This is a genomic window from Ornithinimicrobium murale, assembly GCF_003352835.1.
GTDB classification, from domain to species: domain Bacteria; phylum Actinomycetota; class Actinomycetes; order Actinomycetales; family Dermatophilaceae; genus Ornithinicoccus; species Ornithinicoccus muralis.
Genome location: NZ_QLVD01000024.1, coordinates 34,343 through 51,807, shown reverse-complemented (window position 1 = coordinate 51,807; position 17,465 = coordinate 34,343). Strand labels below are relative to the sequence as shown.

The window sequence follows — 17,465 nt, the reverse complement described above, 5'->3', positions numbered from 1 at the left end:
CGAGCGGGCTGCTTGCAGAGCAACAGCCAGGGCGGTGTGGCCCGGCCCAACCACCGGTCCGGGCGGGGCTCCTGACCGAGCCAGCTCACGGCATACGGGAGGCACCATTGGTCACCGAGGGCCACTGCGGTTAGGGTCGGAGCGATCGGCGAGACGCCGACCACGGACCAGAGGGCGGAGTGAGCGTGACATCCGAGGTGACGAGGCAGGACACGGCGACCAGCAGCGCGGCCCACGACCGGTTGCCCGGCACCGAGACCGCCGGTAGCGGGCAGATCGGCCCCACCGGTCGACCCCTGCCGGACTTCGCCGTCCCAGCGCCCCTGGACCGCCACGGTCCGGCCCGGGTGATCGCCATGTGCAACCAGAAGGGTGGGGTCGGCAAGACCACGACCACCATCAACCTGGGCGCGGCCCTGGCGGAGTACGGCCGCCGGGTGCTGCTCGTCGACTTCGACCCCCAGGGTGCCCTCTCGGTCGGCCTGGGCGTCCCCACCCACCAGCTGGACGTCACGATCTACAACCTGCTGATCGAGCGTGACCACGACGTCAAGGACGTGATCCAGCAGACACGGATCGACAACCTCGACATCGTTCCGGCCAACATCGACCTGTCCGCCGCGGAGGTGCAGCTGGTTGGTGAGGTCGCCCGGGAGCAGGTGCTGTCCCGGGTGCTGCGCCCGGTTCTCGACGACTACGACGTCATCCTGATCGACTGCCAGCCCTCCCTCGGGCTGTTGACGGTGAACGCGCTGACGGCGGCCCACGGCGTGGTGATCCCGCTGGAGTGCGAGTTCTTCGCGATGCGCGGCGTGGCGCTGCTGATCGAGACGATCGACAAGATCACCGACCGGCTCAATCCCGCACTGTCCCTCGACGGCATCCTGGCGACCATGTTCGACGGGCGCACCCTGCACTCCAAGGAGGTCGTGCGCTCGGTCGTGGACCATTTCGACGACAAGGTCTTCCACACCGTGATCAGCCGGACCATCAAGTTCCCCGACGCCACCCTCGCGGCGGAGCCGATCACCTCCTATGCCAGCACGCACAGCGGCGCAGAGGCCTACCGGCAGCTGGCTCGCGAGCTGATCTCGCGTGGCGGCGCGCCCTGACCTTGGAGACGACCCTGGCGGAGCCCGGGCCGGACCACAACGGTCCTGAGGGCCCGGTGGAGGCGACGGTCGCCTCGGAGGAGGCGTCCGCGGACCCCGCTGGCGCAGTCCGGCCGGACCCCGCCGGAGCAGCCGAGCCAGACCAGGCCGGAGCAGGTCAGCCAGACCAGGCCGGAGCAGCCCCGAGCGAGACCGACACCCCCGCCATCCCGGGCCTGGATCCGGGTGAGGCGGTCCCCGGCGGGGTCCTCACCCGGCGAGGCCCCACCCCGTTCCAGGTCCACCTGGACGTCTTCCAGGGGCCCTTCGAGCTGTTGCTGGGGCTGATCGCCAAGCACAAGCTGGATGTCACCGAGATCGCTCTAGCCAAGATCACCGACGAGTTCGTGGCACACATCCGGGCGGCTCAGGAGACCGACGACGAGTGGGACCTGTCGCAGGCCTCGGAGTTCCTGCTCGTGGCAGCGACCCTGCTCGACCTCAAGGCCGCCCGGCTGCTGCCGAACCGCCGGGAGGAGGACGAGGAGGACCTGGAGCTCATCGAGGCCCGGGACCTGCTGTTCGCCCGTCTCCTGCAGTACCGCGCCTTCAAGGAGGTCGCGGCCGCCTTCGCCCAGCGGATGGAGACCGTCGGGCGGATCTTCCCGCGCGATGTCGCCCTGGAGGACGAGTTCACCCGGCTGCTGCCCGAGCTGGTCATGAACATCACACCCGAGCAGCTGGCGATGATCGCCGCCCGGGCGATGACCCCCAAGCCCCCGCCGAGTGTCGGACTGACCCATCTGCACGCCCCGCAGGTGTCGGTGCGCGAGCAGGCGGGCCTGGTCGTCGAGCGGCTGCGCGTCACCGGCACGTCGAGCTTCCGCGACCTGGTGTCCGACGCCGACAGCACCCTGGTCATCGTGGCGCGCTTCCTGGCTCTCCTGGAGCTCTTCCGGGAGTCCCTGCTGACCCTGGACCAGCCGGACCCGCTGGGTGAGCTGACCGTCCGGTGGACCGGCGGCGACAGCGGCGATGTCCGGGTGGGGGACGAGTTCGACGAGGATGACCAGGACCCCGAGCAGACCGCAGCCAGCGTGCAGGAGGTGGCCGATGAGTGAGCCGACCGAGCAGGATCCGACCGGCGTGGACCGACCCGGCCATGCCGAGGGGATGGCCGACGACTCCGTTGACCGGGCCGAGGGGATGGCCGAGGACCACGCTGACCCGGGCGTCGAGCAGGTCGCCTTCGACATCAACGACTTCCCTGGTGGCGCCCGCTCGGCGATCGAGGCGGTGCTCATGGTGATCGACGAGCCGGTCGAGGAGACGGTGCTCGCCTCGGCCCTGGAGCTGCCGGTGGAGGACGTCACCTCCGTCCTGGAGGACCTCGCCAGCGAGTATGCCGACAGTCACCGTGGCTTCATGCTGCGCCGGTTGGGTGGGCGCTGGCGGATCTACTCCAAACCCGCCTACGCCCCGGTCGTGGAGAAGTTCCTGATGGGCGGGCAACAGGCACGGCTGACGCAGGCCTCGCTGGAGACCCTCGCGGTCGTGGCCTACCGGCAGCCGATCTCGCGGGCGCGGGTCAGCGCCGTCCGCGGCGTCAACGTCGACGGCGTGGTGCGCACCCTGGTCTCCCGCGGCCTGATCGAGGAGGTCATCGTGGACGGCGAGCCTGGCCAGGCGGCGCTCTACGGCACCACTGACCTGTTCCTCCAGCGGATGGGGCTGGACAGCCTCGATGACCTGCCCCCGCTGGCCCCCTACCTGCCGTCGGCAGATGTCATTGAAGAACTCGCGTCGGAAGGACACGCATGAACCCGCCCCAGCAACGAGGTGGCTCCGGCCGAGGGAAGGGCCGACACGACCCGCGGGGACGCAGGGCGGGCCGTCCGGTCGGTCCGGACGCCGGTCCACCACGCAAGATCAAGCCGAAGCGGCAGGTGAGCCCGCCCCCGGTGGACAACTCCGGGGCGGATGTCCATCAGCCGGACGGTGTCCGGCTGCAGAAGCTGCTGGCTTCCGCGGGCGTCGGGAGCCGCCGAGCCTGCGAGCTGTTGATCACGCAGGGCCGAGTAGAGGTGGACGGGCACATCGTCACCGAGCTCGGCGTCCGGGTCGACCCCGTCGGCCAGACGATCCACGTCGACGGCACGCGCGTCGTGCTGGACGAGAGCCGGGTCTACCTGGCGTTCAACAAGCCGCTCGGTGTCGTCTCCACGATGAGCGATGACCTCGGACGGGCCTCGATCGCGGACTACCTGCCGCCGCGCAACGAGCGGCTCTTCCACGTGGGACGGCTGGACGCCGACACCGAGGGCCTCCTGCTGCTCACCAACGACGGCGAGCTGGCCCACCGGCTGCAGCACCCCTCCTATGAGGTGCCCAAGACCTACATCGCCAGGGTCCCGGGCCCGGTGCCGCGTGAGCTGGGCAAGATCCTGCGCGCCGGAGTGGAGCTGGAGGACGGCCTGGTGAAGGTCGACTCGTTCAAGCTCATCGACTCCCTGCCGGGCAAGGCGATCATTGAACTGGTCCTGCACGAGGGCAAGAAGCACGTGGTCCGCCGCCTGCTCGCGGAGGTCGGGCACCCGGTGGAGGCGCTCTCACGGGTGCAGGTCGGCCCGATTCTGCTCGGTCAGCTGCGGACCGGCCGGACCCGGGCCCTCACCGCGGACGAGATCGGCGGTCTCTACCGTGCCGCCGGGCTCTGAGATCGGCGGTCCCTACCGTGCCGCCGGGCTCTGTGATCGGCGCACGAGAGCTCGACGGAGCCGCGGCCCGGTCGACGTCCTCGGGAGGGGACGACGTTTCGTGAGGGAACGACGTGTGGGAACGACGGACGAGCCCTCTCTGAATTTGCAGGGGGCAACGAACAGTTAGGCTGGTCCGGTGCCTGAGAACCCGATCACCATCGCTATCGACGGCCCCAGCGGGTCAGGCAAGTCGAGCGTCTCCAAGCAGGTCGCCCGCCGCCTGGGGCTGACCTACCTCGACACCGGCGCCATGTATCGCGCCCTCACCTGGTGGTGCCTCCAGCAGGGGATCGACCTGACCGACACTCAGGAGGTCGCCGAGCAGGCGCTCACCTACCCGCTGGAGATCGGCACCGACCCCGATGCACCGAGCATCCACGTGGGTGGCACCGACGTCGCGGTCGCCATTCGGGAGACCGCTCTCAGCGAGCAGGTCTCCCACGTCGCCACCAACCTCGCGGTGCGGGCGACGATGCGGGACCAGCAGCGGCAGATCATCGCCGATGCACGGCACAACGGGGCGGGCATCGTCGTGGAGGGCCGGGACATCACGACGGTGATCGCCCCGGACGCGGAGCACCGGTTCCTGCTGAGCGCCTCGGAAGAGGCCCGTCTCGCCCGGCGCGCCCGGGAGCTCTTCGACGCCGACGATGCGGAGGCCATCGAGGCGACGCACAACCAGATCGTCCGTCGGGATGCCGCCGACGCCACGGTGTCGGCCTTTTTCGAGCCGGCGCCCGGTGTCGTGGGAATCGACACCTCCGATCTGACGTTCGAACAATCAGTGGCGGCCGTGCTGGAGTCCGTCGCCCGGGCTACGCCAGCACCCGCACCCCTGCACACCCCTGACCACGGAGGCAACCGATGACCACCCAGACCGACCCGCAGACCAAGCTGTCGGCCTACGCCCACCCCGAGCGGTTGGTCAGCACTGACTGGCTGGCCGAGCAGCTGGGTGACCAGTCCAGGAGCGAGGGCGACCTGGTGGTGCTGGAGTCCAACGAGGACGTGCTGCTCTACGACACCGGCCACATCCCCGGTGCGCTGAAGCTGGACTGGCACCTCGACCTCAATGACCAGCTGTCCCGCGACTACGTCGATGGTGAGCAGTTCGCCCGGGTGATGGGGGAGCGCGGCATCCGCCGGGACACCACCGTGGTCATCTACGGCGACAAGAGCAACTGGTGGGCAACCTACGCCCTCTGGGTGATGACCCTGTTCGGGCATGAGGACGTCCGCATCCTGGACGGCGGCCGCGCCAAGTGGGTCGCCGAGGGCCGGGAGATGACGACCGAGATCCGCGACGTCACCCCGACCGACTACCCGGTCATCGAGCGGGACGACCGGACCATCCGCGCGTTCCAGCAGGACGTGGTGGAGCACCTCGGCAAGCCGATGGTGGACGTGCGCTCGCCCGGGGAGTTCTCCGGGGAGCTGCTGTCGATGCCGGACTACCCGCAGGAGGGCGCCATGCGGGGCGGGCACATCCCCGGCGCGAAGTCGGTGCCCTGGGGACGGGCAGCCAACGAGGACGGCACCTTCAAGACCCGCGAGGAGCTCGAGGCCCTCTACCAGCAGGAGCAGGGGCTGGCGCCGACCGACGACGTGGTCGCCTACTGCCGCATCGGTGAGCGCTCGAGCCACACCTGGTTCGTGCTGACCCACCTGCTCGGCTTCGAGCGCGTCCGCAACTATGACGGCTCGTGGACCGAGTGGGGCAACTCCGTCGGCGTGCCGGTGGAGCGCTGATGGCGGGCCAGTTCACCGCGTCCACGCGCACCGACGACCTGCCAGAGGCGATGGCCGAGCTGGCCGGGGAGTTCCACGAGCTCGGCCAGCAGGAGCGGCTGCAGCTGCTGCTGGAGCTCGCGGGCGACCTGCCGGACCTGCCGGAGCGCTATGCCGGTCGGCTCGATGAGATGGAGCAGGTCGACGAGTGTCAGTCGCCGGTCTTCCTGGCCGTCGAGGTGGCCTCGGATGAGGCCCGCACCGTGAGCATCTTCCTGTCGGCGCCCCCGGAGGCGCCGACCACCCGTGGGTTCGCCGGCATCCTGCACGAGAGCCTCGACGGGCTGGGCGCCGACGAGGTGCTGGGGGTGCCGGATGAGGCGCCCTTCCGGTTCGGTCTCGCCGAGGCCGTGTCGCCGCTGCGGATGCGCGGCATGGTGGGCATGCTGGGGCGCATCAAGCGCCAGGTGCGGGCCCGCACCACCATCGACGAGAGGCAGTGACGGTGTCGGACACCAATCACGGGGCGGTCCCTCCGTCCCCCGAGCCGGGCGGTCCGCCCGGCGCCGCCAGTGAGCCCTCGCTTGAGGATGCGCTGCGGGCCGGGCTCGACGACTTCGAGCTCAGCGACGAGGACCTGGCCCTGGTCGAGGGACGCCGCCGACAGGCCGCCGAGGACCTTGAGGCCGAGACCCGGCCGGTCGTGGCCGTCGTGGGCCGCCCCAACGTCGGCAAGTCGACCCTGGTCAACCGGATCCTGGGCCGTCGGGAAGCCGTCGTCGAGGACCTGCCGGGCGTGACCCGCGACCGCGTCGCCTACGACGCGGACTGGTCTGGTCGGCGGTTCACCCTGGTGGACACAGGTGGCTGGGAGGTCGACGCCAGCGGCATCCACCTGCGGGTGGCTGAGCAGGCGGAGGTTGCCGTCGAGCTGTGCGACGTCGTCATGTTCGTCGTCGACGCAACTGTCGGTGCCACCAGCACGGACGAGAGCGTCGTGCGCCTGCTGCGCCGCTCGGGCAAGCCGGTGGTGCTGGTGGCCAACAAGGTGGATGACCAGAAGGCCGAGATGGAGGCCGCTGCGCTCTGGTCGCTCGGACTGGGCCAACCCTGGCCGGTCTCCGCGCTGCACGGCCGTGGCAGCGGTGACGTGCTCGACGCGGTGCTGGAGCACCTGCCGGAGACGTCATCGGTCGCGGGTGCCTACCCCCGAGGTGGTCCTCGCCGGGTGGCGTTGCTGGGTCGTCCCAACGTTGGCAAGTCCTCGCTGCTCAACAAGCTCGCCGGCGAGGAGCGGGCCGTCGTCGACAACGTCGCGGGCACCACCCGGGACCCCGTCGACGAGCTCATTGAGCTGGACGGCAAGCAGTGGCGCTTCGTGGACACCGCCGGCATCCGCCGACGGGTCCACCAGGCCCGCGGCGCCGACTTCTATGCCTCGCTGCGGACGCAGACGGCGCTGGAGAAGGCCGAGGTGGCCATCGTGCTGCTCGACGCGGCCGACAGGATCGCCGAGCAGGATGTCCGGGTCATCCAACAGGTCATTGACGCCGGTCGCGCCCTGGTCATCGCCTACAACAAGTGGGACGAGGTCGACGAGGAGAGGCAGCACTTCCTGGAGCGCGAGATCGAGCGCGACCTGGTGCAGATCACCTGGGCGCCCCGGGTCAACATCTCCGCGCTCACCGGTCGGCACACCAACCGGCTGGTGCCTGCGTTGGAGCGGGCACTGGACTCCTGGGACTCCCGGATCTCCACCGCCAAGCTCAACGCGTTCCTGGGTGAGATCGTGGCCGCCCACCCGCACCCGGTGCGTGGAGGCAAGCAGCCGCGCATCCTGTTTGCGACCCAGGCGGACACTCGCCCGCCCCGGTTCGTGGTCTTTGCCAGTGGCTTCATCGAGCACGGCTATCGACGGTTCCTGGAGCGCCGCCTGCGTGAGCAGTTCGGCTTTGAGGGGACGCCAATCGAGATCTCGGTGCGGGTCCGCGAGAAGCGTCGCCGGTGAGCCAGACGCCGGATTCTTGCTGGACGACATCTATGGGATAAAGTTCAGGTCGCTCACGGGCACTCGGGCTGTGGCGCAGTTTGGTAGCGCACTTCACTGGGGGTGAAGGGGTCGCAGGTTCAAATCCTGTCAGCCCGACCGAGGGATGTCCCAGGACATCGCGAACAGCCGGATCCACATCAGTGGGTCCGGCTGTGTCGTGTGGTGGGGGTGTCGCCGGAGCCTTGCAAGGCAGCCAACCACCGTCCAGAGCACACAACAACCATGGTCCAGCCGAACGCAACAACCGGAATCGTGTGCATCTGGCGGCGCGGTGCGGGACATCCCTGCAGGTCAGCGCTCTGAGGTCGCCGAGGCTCCGTGACGATTCCGGTCGCGGTGCGGTGCTGCGCTCCGCTGCTACTGCGGTGAGCTCACGACGGCGTCCATGGCCGCCCTGATCTCGGCTAGGTCGATGCGGGTTTGCTTGAGCATTGCCGTCGTCGCGGCCGCGGCCCGGGCAGGGTCCGGGTCGTTGCACAGGTCATCGAGCTCAGCGGGGTAGACCTGCCAGGACAGGCCGAACCGGTCCTTGAGCCAGCCGCACGGGCCGCCCTCGCCGCCTTCGGACAAGGTCTCCCGCAACTGGTCGGACTCCTCCTGGGACTCGCACGGCACACTCAGCGAGATGGCCTCCGTGAACGGGAAGTTCGGCCCGCCGTTCAGCGCCTGGAAGGGTTTGCCGTCCAGCTCGAAGTCCACCGTCAGCACGCTGCCGAGCTCGTTGGGCGAGGGGGTGGGCACGGTATAGCGGGTGATCCGGGTGATCCGCGAGTTCGGGAACAGGGAGGTGTAGAAGGTGGCGGCTTCTTCACCCTGGGTGTCGAACCACAGGCACGGGAAAACGGGATGCATGATCCTCTCCTCCTCAGTCAGGTGACCAGACGATCTGGTCACGGGTACGGACCCCTGCGCCACGGCATACTCATCGGTCGTGCCGGTGGCCCGAGTTGGTGCCGCGAGATCGTAGGCTGTGCAGGTGAGCAGCACAGCGGGTCGCGGGGGGCGCCAGAGGGGCGTGGTCAACGTGCCCAACCTGCTCTCGGGCCTGCGTCTGGTCGGGGTGCCCCTGTTCCTGTGGGCCATCCTGACCCATCAGGACGTGCTCGCCGTGGTGGTCCTCATGGCCTCGGGCGTCTCCGACTACCTCGACGGCAAGATCGCCCGGCACTACGGCCTGATCACCGAGCTGGGGAAATATCTCGACCCGCTCGCTGACCGGCTCTACATCGCCTCCACGTTGTTCGGGCTCGCCTGGCGCGAGATCATCCCTTGGTGGCTGGTGCTCGGGCTGGTGGCCCGGGACGCGTTCGTCCTGGGCCTGTACCCCGTCGTCCGGAGCTATCAGCTGCCCGTGCCGCCGGTGCACTTCATCGGCAAGGCCGCGACCTTCAACTTGCTGTGCGGTTTCCCCCTGATCCTGCTCGGCCAGTTCGACAACTGGCTGGGGGCTGCCGTGCTGCCGATCGGCTGGGCCTTCACCTGGTGGGGGACTGGACTCTACGTGCTCGGCGCCGCCGTCTACGCATGGCAGGTCGGCGTTATGGTGGCGCAACGGCGACGACAGTGGCAGGCGGTGGGAGGATGAGACTCAGACCCCGTCGCGCCGCCGCGCCTGACCAGGACCCGGCCGCGTCGATGGCCCTGCTGCGTGAGGTCATGGACCCACCGCTGGACCCTGGCTACGCCTCCTCGGCCGAGCGGCGCGAGAGGGCCGGACTGCCGCGCAGCACCGGGGGGCGGACGGTTCTTCTGGTGGTGTCTGCGATCCTGCTCGGCTTCCTGCTCTCGGTGGCGGCCCAGACGCTGCGCACCCCGGACTCGGCCGGGGCGACGACCAGGCAGGAGCTGACCCAACGGATCGAGGCGGCCGACGCGGTGGGCGATGAGCGGGTCGCGCAGATCGACATCCTGCGGGGCGAGATCGGGCGGCTCCAGGACCAGCAGGCCACTCCGGTGGTGGACCCGGCCGAGCTGGACGCAGCGGCCCTCGCCGCGGGCGCCACCAAGGTCGCGGGCCAGGGCGTGGTGCTCACGCTGAACGACCCGCCCCTCAGCGCGGACAGCCAGGACGACGAGCGTGTCCTGTCCCGGGACCTGCAGGTCATCGTCAACGGGCTGTGGGCCCACGGCGCCGAGGCGATCGCCATCAACGAACAACGCCTGACGACGACCTCCACCATCCGCTTCGCCGGCCAGGCGATCGTGGTGGATCTGAAGGCACTGGCGCGCCCGTACGAGGTGGCGGTCATCGGTGAGCAGGAGCAGTTGCTGGCGGAGCTGCGCTCGGGTAGCACCGGAACGTATCTGACCGAGCTGCGCTCCGACTACGGAATCCTGGTGGACCTCGCTCCGCAGGATGAGGTCACCCTGCCTGCCGCCTCTCGTCTCAGCACTCGCGTGGCCCGAGTCCCGGACGGGGCACCAACATCGGAGGACGACTCATGATCCCGCTCATCGGCCTGGCCGCCGGCGTCATCCTGGGCCTGGTCCTGTCGCCGACCGTGCCCCTGTGGCTCGAGCCCTACCTGCCGATCGCCGTGATCGCGGCGATGGACGCGGTGTTCGGCGGCATCCGGGCGGCCCTGGAGGCGTCCTTCAACGACAAGGTCTTCGTCGTGTCGGTCCTGTCCAACGTGCTCGTCGCTGCCCTCATCGTGCTGCTGGGCAACCAGCTGGGCGTGGGCAGCCAGCTCTCGACCGGCGTGGTGGTCGTGCTCGGCCTGCGGATCTTCTCCAACGTGGCGGCCATCCGGCGTCACCTCATGGGGGCCTAGCCATGACGCAGGTCCAGGGAACTCCGCCGGTCTCGCCGCGGCACGCCTGGCGCCGCGTCCTGCGCCTGATCAGGCCACGCATCAGCGCCGGCAACCTGCTGGCGGCGGGGATCACCGTGGTCATTGGCTTCGCCCTGGTCACCCAGGTGCAGGCTGCCAACGACGTGGCCCTGGACGACCTGCGGGAGACTGACCTGGTCGCCCTGCTGGACGACGTGACCAAGCGGGCCGACACCCTGGAGAGCGAGATCCGGCTGCTGGAAGCCGACAGGCGAGCCCTGGAGGAGGGCAGCGGCGCCGAGGCCGGGGAGGCGGCTCGGGCCCGGCTCACCAGTCACCAGATCCTTGCCGGGACCGTCGCGGTCGAGGGCTCGGGGATCACGATGACGGTCGCGGCGCCCGGCGGTGGCTTCACCCCGACCATGATGATTGACCTGATGCAGGAGCTGCGCAACGCCGGCGCGGAAGCGATCCAGATCGGTCCGGTGCGGGTGGTGGCCGACAGCTGGATCGGCATTGAGGACGGCACCCTCGTGGTGGATGGCGAGCAGGTCGCGGTGCCCTTCCGCATCATCGCCATCGGCGATCCGCACACCCTGGCAGGGGCCATGGCGATCCCGGGCGGCTTCAGCGACAGCGTCCGGGGCATCGGTGGCAACGTGCAACTGGTGGACGGTGAGCTGCTGGTGGTCGACGCACTGCACCGCGCGGAGGAACCTCAGTACGCGCGGCCGGTGCCGTCAGAGTAGGGTCAGCACGACCCGCACGTTTCAACGAGGAGACCGGATTCGATGAGTGAGTTGCAGTTCCCGGAGGACCTTCGCTACACCACCGACCACGAGTGGATCAAGGACCGTGGTGACGGTGTGGTGCGCGTGGGCATCACGGCCTTTGCCCAGGACGCTCTGGGTGACGTCGTCTATGTCAGCCTCCCGGCTGTCGGTGACGAGCTGGCCGCAGGCGACGCGTGCGGTGAGGTGGAGTCGACCAAGTCGGTCAGCGACCTCTACGCACCGGTGAACGGCGAGGTCACCGCCGTCAACGACGCCCTGGACGCGACCCCCGAGCTCATCAACTCCGACCCGTACGGTGAGGGCTGGATGATGGAGATCAAGGTGGCCGACCCTGCGGCACTGGACAGTCTGCTCGACGCCAGTGCTTACCAGGAGCAGACCAACTAGGCTGGGCCCATCACGAAGGAGGAGGTAGCCGATGACTGAGCGGGAGCGCGAGCACCACGGGTCCGGGGTGGACCCGACCGCCAATCTGCCCCGTGGCGTTGAGTTGCCAGCGCATGGCTACACCTTTGACGAGGAGGTGCCCCGCCTCTCGGACGCCGACCAACGCACCGTCGACGCGCTGCGCCCCGGCACGGCGCTCCTGATCGTGCTGCGCGGCCCCAACACCGGGGCACGGTTCCTGCTGGATGCCGATGAGGTGAGCTCGGGGCGGCATCCCAACAGCGACATCTTCCTCGACGACGTCACGGTGTCCCGGCGGCACGCGGTCTTCGCCCGGTCGGGCGAGGGGTATGAGGTGCGCGACGTGGGCTCACTGAATGGCACCTATGTCAACCGGGAGCGGATCGACCAGCAGGTCCTTGAGCAGGGCGACGAGGTGCAGATCGGCAAGTTCCGTCTGGTCTACTACCGCGGGCGGGCGTGAGGCTGCACCCCATCGGGACGGTGCTGCGCCTGCTGCAGCAGGAGTTCCCCGAGCTGACCGTCTCCAAGATCCGCTTTCTGGAGACCGAGGGCCTGGTGCTGCCGCAGCGGCGGGAGTCCGGTCAGCGCGCCTTCACCGACGAGGACATCGACCGGCTGCGCTTCGTCCTGCGGGCCCAGCGCGACAGGTTCTGGCCGCTGAAGGTCATCAAGGCCGCGTTGGACCGGATCGACCTCGGCCTGGACCCGGCTGGGCCCGGAGGGACCACCGACCCGAGCCGGTATGCCGACAGCTCGCCCACCGACGCTGCCTCCCCGCAGCTCGTGGCCGGGGGATCCGAAAAGAAGGCTCACCGTGGTGCTGGCTCAGCAACGGACACGGCGCTTGCTGCTGGTGAGGGCGGGGGGCAGGACGAGGCCCAGGCACAGGGCGACGGCCAGGCACAGGGCGACGGCCCGGCCGGGGGGACCAGCCAGTCCGAGCCCCAGGGTGCCCGGTTGCCGACAGCCGGTCAGCTGCGCCGACGCCGCACCATCCGACTGACACCCGCCGAGCTCCGTGAGCACACGGGCCTGGATGTGGCGGCCTACACCCAGCTCAAGGCGTTCGGGTTGATCCGCACGGACTCCAGCGGTCGGCACGCGGCCGACGACCTTGATGTGGCTCGAGAGTGCACGGCCCTGGGCGCCTACGGTCTGGAGCCGCGACACCTGCGGCTGTTCCGCGTGGCGGCCGATCGGGAGATCGGGCTGGCCGAGCAGATCCTGGAACCGGTGCGCCGCCGACGGGCACGGGGCGCCGCGAACGCCGACCCCGAGCAGCTCGAGACCGAGATTGTCGCCCGCACGCTGGCGCTGCACGTCGCCCTGGTGCGCGCGGGGCTCGGCCAGACGCAGTAGCCTGGAAGGGTGAAGGAGTTGGACGTCCTGGGTGTGCGCGTCGAGATGCCGACCAACAACCCCATCGTGCTGCTGCGGGAGCGTGAGGGTCAGCGCTATCTGCCGATCTGGATCGCGGCCCCGGAGGCCACCGCGATCGCTTATGCCCAGCAGGGGGTGCAACCGCCCCGGCCGCTGACCCACGACCTGATGGTCACCCTCATCGAGGACCTGGGCCACCGGCTCGACGAGGTCCGGATCACCCGCATGGAGGACAACATCTTCTATGCCGTGCTGGTGCTGGACGGCACCACGGAGATCTCGGCCCGCCCCTCCGACGCCATCGCGCTGGCGCTGCGTGCCGCGACCCCGATCCTGGCCAGCGAGGCCGTGCTGGATGCCGCCGGCGTGGCGATGGCCGTCGAGGACGAGGATGAGGTGGAGCGGTTCCGCGAGTTCCTCGACCAGGTCTCGGCCGAGGACTTCGAGTCCGGTGGGGAGGACCCCGAGACCGAGGCGGAGGACTCCTCGTCTGGCGGGGAGGACCCCGAGACCGAGGCGGAGGACTCCTCGTCTGGCGGGGAGAACCCCGAGACCGAGGCGGAGGACTCCCTGTCTGGCGGGGAGAACCCCGAGACTGATGACGAGGACCCCGAGTCCGAGTCCGGGACCGGTGCACCGCCAGGGACCTGATCCGACCGGCGAAAATGTGACCTTCCGCTCGGTCCGCTGGCGTGGCGGTCATTGACCCGGCGGGCCGGAAGGCATACCGTCGAATCACACCAACGTAGTCTTGAGGAGATGCCAGTGGGCACTGGAGCCGAAGTGCGTGGGCCGCAGGATGCTGCGACGCCCGAGCAGGGTCTGTTGTTCACCTCGGACGTGCCTGCGCTGCAGGAGGGCGTCGGCTACCGCGGGCCCACCGCGTGTGGCGCCGCGGGTGTCACCTACCGCCAGCTTGACTACTGGGCCCGGACCGGCCTGGTGGAGCCCTCGGTGCGCAACCCGTCAGGCTCGGGCACCCAGCGGCTCTACAGCTTCCGCGACATCCTGGTCCTCAAGATCATCAAGCGCCTGCTCGACACCGGTGTCTCGCTGCAGCAGATCCGGGTGGCGATCACCCAGCTGCGCGAGCGTGGCGTCCAGGACCTGGCCAACATCACGTTGATGAGTGATGGGGCAAGCGTCTATGAGTGCACCTCCGACGACCAGGTCATCGACCTGGTGCGCGGTGGCCAAGGCGTCTTCGGCATCGCCGTGGGCAGCGTCTGGCGCGAGGTGGAGGGCACCCTGTCCGCTCTGCCCAGCGAGCGTGCCGAGGAGCCCGGCACGGGCGACGACGAGCTGTCCCAGCGGCGCCGGGCGCGCAAGACCAGCTGAGCCCTCGGCATACGGCCGCCTGCTGCGCCTCTGCGCTCATCTCTGTTCCCTGAACCCTCGGCCCTGCCGTGCTGTGGTCAGCTCGACGCCACCGGCACCCGCGTGCACAGGGGCATGCTGACTTCCTCGGGGGAGTCGCTAGACTCGGGCCTGCTGTTGACACCGCGCGTGAGAGTCCTCACCTCCACGTGGGGCGCCGAAGGGGCAACCTCCCCGCCAAGCTCTCAGGCGCCAGGAACGTGCGGGACAGGCAACTCTGAACGGGACACCCGGACAGAGGGGGCAGATGCAAGGAGCACCTATGCCCACGCTGCCCGAGTTCGCCGGTCGGCACATCGGCCCGCGCGAGTCCGACATCGCCACCATGCTGGCCACCGTCGGCTACGACTCCCTGGCCGACCTGGTCGACGCGGCCGTGCCCCAGCGGATCCGTGCCGAGGCACCGCTGGAGCTGGCGGCCGCCGAGTCGGAGCGGGCTGTGATCGAGGAGCTGCGCGAGGTCGCGGCGCAGAACACTGTGGTCACCTCGATGATCGGGCTCGGTTACTACGGCACGCACACGCCGGGTGTGATCCGGCGCAACATCCTGGAGAACCCCGCCTGGTACACCGCTTACACGCCCTACCAGCCGGAGATCTCCCAGGGCCGGCTCGAGGCGTTGCTCAACTTCCAGACTGTCGTCTCCGACCTCACCGGCCTGCCCACAGCCGGAGCCTCCCTGCTCGATGAGGGGACCGCGGTCGCCGAGGCGATGACGCTGATGCGCCGCGCGAGCAAGGTGCCCGCCGACGCGGTCATGCTGGTCGATGAGCACCTGCTCCCGCAGAGCGCAGCGGTCCTGGCGACCCGTGCCCGCTCCCTGGACATCGAGCTGGTCACCGGCGACCTGTCCGACCCGGAGGCCCTGGCCGGCGGACGCCCTGTCTTCGGGGCCGTGGTGCAGTATCCCGGCGCCGACGGCCAGATCCGCGACTGGAGCGCCCTGACCGAGGCCGTGCATGCGGGCGGCGGTCTGGTGACGGCGGCTGCCGATCTGCTGGCGCTCACCCTGCTGCGGGAGCCTGCGGCGTGGGGCGCCGACGTGGCCGTGGGCAGCACGCAGCGCTTCGGGGTGCCGATGGCTTTCGGTGGACCGCACGCCGGCTACATGTCCGTCCGCGACGGCCTGGAGCGGACCCTGCCCGGTCGACTCGTCGGGGTCAGCAAGGACGCAGCCGGCCACCCGGCCTATCGTCTGGCGCTGCAGACCCGGGAGCAGCACATCCGCCGGGAGAAGGCCACCTCCAACATCTGCACCTCCCAGGTGCTCCTGGCCGTCATGGCCAGCATGTATGCCGTGTGGCACGGGCCCGACGGCCTGCGCCGGATCGCCGAGGACGTGCACACCCGGGCACGCACGGTGCGGGATGCGCTGGTGGCCGGGGGAGTCGAGGTGGTCACCACCTCCTTCTTCGACACCCTGACGGTCCGGGCCGACTCCGCAGCGGTTCTCGGCAGGGCACTGGAGGGTGGCGTCAACCTGTGGGCGGTCGACGCCGACCACGTGCTGCTGAGCGTGGATGAGGTCGTGACGACCGCTGACCTGGAGGTGGTGCTGGGTGCCTTCGGTGTCGAGCCGGTCGAGATCGGTGACGGCACGGTGTGGGACGCGGTGCACGACCGCACATCGGACTACCTCACCCACGAGGTCTTCAACACCCACCGCAGCGAGACCCAGATGCTGCGCTACATCAAGTCCCTGGGCGACAAGGACTTCGCCCTCGACCGCGGCATGATCCCGCTGGGCTCGTGCACCATGAAGCTCAACGCCACCACCGAGATGGAGGCGATCACCTGGCCGGAGTTCGCCAGCCTGCACCCCTTCGCCCCGCACGACCAGACCGTGGGCTCCCGGCGCATCGTCGCCGAACTCTCCGGGTGGCTCGCGGAGATCACCGGCTATCACTCGGTGAGTCTGCAGCCCAATGCTGGTTCGCAGGGGGAGTTCGCCGGGCTGCTGGCCATCCGGTCCTACCACTTGGCCAACGGCGACGACAAGCGCACCATCTGCCTGATCCCCGCCAGCGCGCACGGCACCAACGCCGCCAGCGCCGTCATGGCCGGGCTCAAGGTGGTCGTGGTCAAGACCGCGCCCGGCGGTGACATCGACATGGAGGACCTGCGCGCCAAGATCGACAAGCACCGTGAGGAGCTCGCCGCGATCATGGTCACCTACCCCTCGACGCACGGGGTCTTCGAGGAGACGATCAGCGACCTGTGCGACCTGGTGCACGAGGCCGGTGGTCAGGTCTACGTCGACGGTGCCAACCTCAACGCGATCATGGGGCTGGCCAAACCGGGAGAGTTCGGTGGCGACGTGTCGCACCTGAACCTGCACAAGACGTTCTGTATCCCGCACGGCGGGGGCGGCCCCGGCGTCGGCCCGGTGGCGGTGCGCGAGCACCTGGCACCGCACCTGCCCAACCACCCCCTCGATGACGCGGCAGGACCGGCCTCCGGGATGGGGGCCATCTCCGCGGCGCCCTACGGGTCTGCGGGCATCCTGCCGATCTCCTGGGCCTACGTCCGCCTGATGGGCGGCGCCGGCCTGACCCGCTCGGCCGAGGTCGCGGTGCTCAACGCCAACTACGTCGCCCAGCGACTGGGGGAGCACTACCCGGTGCTCTACGCCGGGGAGAACGGCCTGGTCGCCCACGAGTGCATCCTGGACCTGCGCGGCCTGACGAAGGAGACCGGCGTGACCGTGGACGACGTGGCCAAACGGCTCGTCGACTACGGCTTCCACGCCCCGACGATGAGCTTTCCGGTGGCCGGCACCCTGATGGTCGAGCCGACGGAGAGCGAGGACCTGGGGGAGGTGGACCGCTTCATCGAGGCGATGATCGCGATCCGTGCCGAGATGGACCAGGAGTCCTCCCGCGAGATGTTGCGCAACGCCCCGCACACCGCCCTGGAGCTGGCCGGGGAATGGGACCACCCCTACGAGCGCATGGCGGCGGCGTTCCCGGGTGGCCCGGCAGCGAAGTACTGGCCGCCGGTCAAGCGGATCGACGGGGCCTTCGGGGACCGCAACCTGGTCTGCTCGTGCCCGCCGCCGGAGGCCTTCGAGGACTGAGACGGTTCCCGAACGGCTGAGGGAC

Annotated in this window: 19 protein-coding genes, 1 tRNA gene and 1 riboswitch; of the genes, 19 read left to right on the top strand and 1 reads right to left on the bottom strand. The window is 69.6% G+C overall.

The genetic code is table 11. The features are described from left to right. Positions 1-197: 197 nt before the first annotated feature. The 9 genes from DPQ65_RS11905 to DPQ65_RS11865 all read left to right on the top strand — a co-directional run bounded on the left by DPQ65_RS11905 (position 198) and on the right by DPQ65_RS11865 (position 7,724). Positions 198-1,112, top strand: coding sequence for a ParA family protein (locus DPQ65_RS11905; RefSeq protein ID WP_420330093.1), 915 nt, complete (start codon positions 198-200; stop codon positions 1,110-1,112). A gap of 206 nt (positions 1,113-1,318) precedes the next feature. Then, positions 1,319-2,212, top strand: coding sequence for a segregation and condensation protein A (locus tag DPQ65_RS11900; RefSeq protein ID WP_202863113.1), 894 nt, complete (start codon positions 1,319-1,321; stop codon positions 2,210-2,212). Beyond that, a complete protein-coding gene (scpB, locus tag DPQ65_RS11895) occupies positions 2,205-2,912 on the top strand; it encodes an SMC-Scp complex subunit ScpB (RefSeq protein ID WP_114907569.1) in 708 nt (235 codons plus the stop codon). Before DPQ65_RS11900 ends, scpB begins: the two co-directional genes overlap by 8 nt. Next, on the top strand, positions 2,909-3,808 hold the full coding sequence (locus tag DPQ65_RS11890; protein ID WP_114907568.1) for a pseudouridine synthase: 900 nt from the start codon (positions 2,909-2,911) through the stop codon (positions 3,806-3,808). The genes scpB and DPQ65_RS11890 overlap by 4 nt, the downstream gene beginning before the upstream one ends. A 178-nt stretch (positions 3,809-3,986) precedes the next feature. Next, entirely contained in the window at positions 3,987-4,718 is a 732-nt protein-coding gene (gene cmk / locus DPQ65_RS11885; RefSeq protein ID WP_114907567.1) for a (d)CMP kinase, read from the top strand. Next, positions 4,715-5,599: a sulfurtransferase gene (locus tag DPQ65_RS11880; protein WP_114907566.1), complete on the top strand. Its 885-nt coding sequence runs from the start codon at positions 4,715-4,717 to the stop codon at positions 5,597-5,599. The genes cmk and DPQ65_RS11880 overlap by 4 nt, the downstream gene beginning before the upstream one ends. Next, positions 5,599-6,081 carry a SufE family protein gene (locus tag DPQ65_RS11875; protein ID WP_114907565.1) on the top strand — a complete coding sequence of 161 codons (483 nt, stop codon included), beginning with the start codon at positions 5,599-5,601 and terminating at the stop codon, positions 6,079-6,081. The genes DPQ65_RS11880 and DPQ65_RS11875 overlap by 1 nt, the downstream gene beginning before the upstream one ends. Before the next feature lie 92 nt (positions 6,082-6,173). Beyond that, the gene (der, locus tag DPQ65_RS11870; protein WP_238146826.1) at positions 6,174-7,586 is read left to right on the top strand and encodes a ribosome biogenesis GTPase Der; all 1,413 of its coding nucleotides are present in this window, start codon (positions 6,174-6,176) and stop codon (positions 7,584-7,586) included. 64 nt (positions 7,587-7,650) lie between these two features. Beyond that, positions 7,651-7,724: transfer RNA gene (locus DPQ65_RS11865), tRNA-Pro, on the top strand. Positions 7,725-7,985: 261 nt separating this feature from the next. Here the strand turns inward: DPQ65_RS11865 and DPQ65_RS11860 are convergent. Then, positions 7,986-8,480, bottom strand: coding sequence for a VOC family protein (locus tag DPQ65_RS11860; RefSeq protein ID WP_114907564.1), 495 nt, complete (start codon positions 8,478-8,480; stop codon positions 7,986-7,988). 124 nt (positions 8,481-8,604) lie between these two features. Here DPQ65_RS11860 and DPQ65_RS11855 point away from each other — a divergent pair, with 124 nt between their 5' ends. The 10 genes from DPQ65_RS11855 (at position 8,605) to gcvP (ending at position 17,440) form a co-directional block, all read left to right on the top strand. Further along, positions 8,605-9,213, top strand: a complete 609-nt coding sequence (locus tag DPQ65_RS11855) for a CDP-alcohol phosphatidyltransferase family protein (RefSeq protein ID WP_114907627.1) — start codon at positions 8,605-8,607, stop codon at positions 9,211-9,213. Next, entirely contained in the window at positions 9,210-10,073 is an 864-nt protein-coding gene (locus tag DPQ65_RS11850) for a DUF881 domain-containing protein (RefSeq protein ID WP_162802191.1), read from the top strand. The genes DPQ65_RS11855 and DPQ65_RS11850 overlap by 4 nt, the downstream gene beginning before the upstream one ends. Beyond that, positions 10,070-10,402, top strand: a complete 333-nt coding sequence (locus tag DPQ65_RS11845) for a small basic family protein (RefSeq protein WP_114907562.1) — start codon at positions 10,070-10,072, stop codon at positions 10,400-10,402. Before DPQ65_RS11850 ends, DPQ65_RS11845 begins: the two co-directional genes overlap by 4 nt. Positions 10,403-10,404: 2 nt before the next feature. Then, positions 10,405-11,151 carry a DUF881 domain-containing protein gene (locus DPQ65_RS11840; RefSeq protein ID WP_114907561.1) on the top strand — a complete coding sequence of 249 codons (747 nt, stop codon included), beginning with the start codon at positions 10,405-10,407 and terminating at the stop codon, positions 11,149-11,151. A 42-nt stretch (positions 11,152-11,193) separates the two neighbouring features. Continuing rightward, the gene (gcvH, locus tag DPQ65_RS11835; protein ID WP_114907560.1) at positions 11,194-11,583 is read left to right on the top strand and encodes a glycine cleavage system protein GcvH; all 390 of its coding nucleotides are present in this window, start codon (positions 11,194-11,196) and stop codon (positions 11,581-11,583) included. Between the two features lie 31 nt (positions 11,584-11,614). Continuing rightward, positions 11,615-12,067: an FHA domain-containing protein gene (locus tag DPQ65_RS11830; protein WP_114907559.1), complete on the top strand. Its 453-nt coding sequence runs from the start codon at positions 11,615-11,617 to the stop codon at positions 12,065-12,067. Beyond that, positions 12,064-12,966, top strand: coding sequence for a MerR family transcriptional regulator (locus DPQ65_RS15880; protein WP_238146821.1), 903 nt, complete (start codon positions 12,064-12,066; stop codon positions 12,964-12,966). Before DPQ65_RS11830 ends, DPQ65_RS15880 begins: the two co-directional genes overlap by 4 nt. Positions 12,967-12,975: 9 nt before the next feature. After that, positions 12,976-13,638: a bifunctional nuclease family protein gene (locus DPQ65_RS11820; RefSeq protein ID WP_114907558.1), complete on the top strand. Its 663-nt coding sequence runs from the start codon at positions 12,976-12,978 to the stop codon at positions 13,636-13,638. 108 nt (positions 13,639-13,746) lie between these two features. Beyond that, positions 13,747-14,325, top strand: a complete 579-nt coding sequence (locus DPQ65_RS11815; protein ID WP_114907557.1) for a MerR family transcriptional regulator — start codon at positions 13,747-13,749, stop codon at positions 14,323-14,325. Positions 14,326-14,482: 157 nt separating this feature from the next. Beyond that, positions 14,483-14,575, top strand: a riboswitch (glycine riboswitch). Between the two features lie 51 nt (positions 14,576-14,626). Beyond that, the gene (gcvP, locus tag DPQ65_RS11810) at positions 14,627-17,440 is read left to right on the top strand and encodes an aminomethyl-transferring glycine dehydrogenase (protein WP_238146820.1); all 2,814 of its coding nucleotides are present in this window, start codon (positions 14,627-14,629) and stop codon (positions 17,438-17,440) included. The last annotated feature ends 25 nt before the right edge of the window (positions 17,441-17,465 follow it).

Bases quoted from the DNA above. Each gene is read 5' to 3' on its own strand.
- DPQ65_RS11845 (WP_114907562.1), top strand. From the start codon at position 10,070: ATGATCCCGCTCATCGGCCTGGCCGCCGGCGTCATCCTGGGCCTGGTC.
- DPQ65_RS11880 (WP_114907566.1), top strand. From the start codon at position 4,715: ATGACCACCCAGACCGACCCGCAGACCAAGCTGTCGGCCTACGCCCAC.
- DPQ65_RS11890 (WP_114907568.1), top strand. From the start codon at position 2,909: ATGAACCCGCCCCAGCAACGAGGTGGCTCCGGCCGAGGGAAGGGCCGA.
- DPQ65_RS11815 (WP_114907557.1), top strand. From the start codon at position 13,747: ATGCCAGTGGGCACTGGAGCCGAAGTGCGTGGGCCGCAGGATGCTGCG.
- DPQ65_RS11875 (WP_114907565.1), top strand. From the start codon at position 5,599: ATGGCGGGCCAGTTCACCGCGTCCACGCGCACCGACGACCTGCCAGAG.
- scpB (WP_114907569.1), top strand. From the start codon at position 2,205: ATGAGTGAGCCGACCGAGCAGGATCCGACCGGCGTGGACCGACCCGGC.
- DPQ65_RS11860 (WP_114907564.1), bottom strand. From the start codon at position 8,480: ATGCATCCCGTTTTCCCGTGCCTGTGGTTCGACACCCAGGGTGAAGAA.
- gcvH (WP_114907560.1), top strand. From the start codon at position 11,194: ATGAGTGAGTTGCAGTTCCCGGAGGACCTTCGCTACACCACCGACCAC.
- DPQ65_RS11850 (WP_162802191.1), top strand. From the start codon at position 9,210: ATGAGACTCAGACCCCGTCGCGCCGCCGCGCCTGACCAGGACCCGGCC.
- DPQ65_RS11830 (WP_114907559.1), top strand. From the start codon at position 11,615: ATGACTGAGCGGGAGCGCGAGCACCACGGGTCCGGGGTGGACCCGACC.
- gcvP (WP_238146820.1), top strand. From the start codon at position 14,627: ATGCCCACGCTGCCCGAGTTCGCCGGTCGGCACATCGGCCCGCGCGAG.
- DPQ65_RS11840 (WP_114907561.1), top strand. From the start codon at position 10,405: ATGACGCAGGTCCAGGGAACTCCGCCGGTCTCGCCGCGGCACGCCTGG.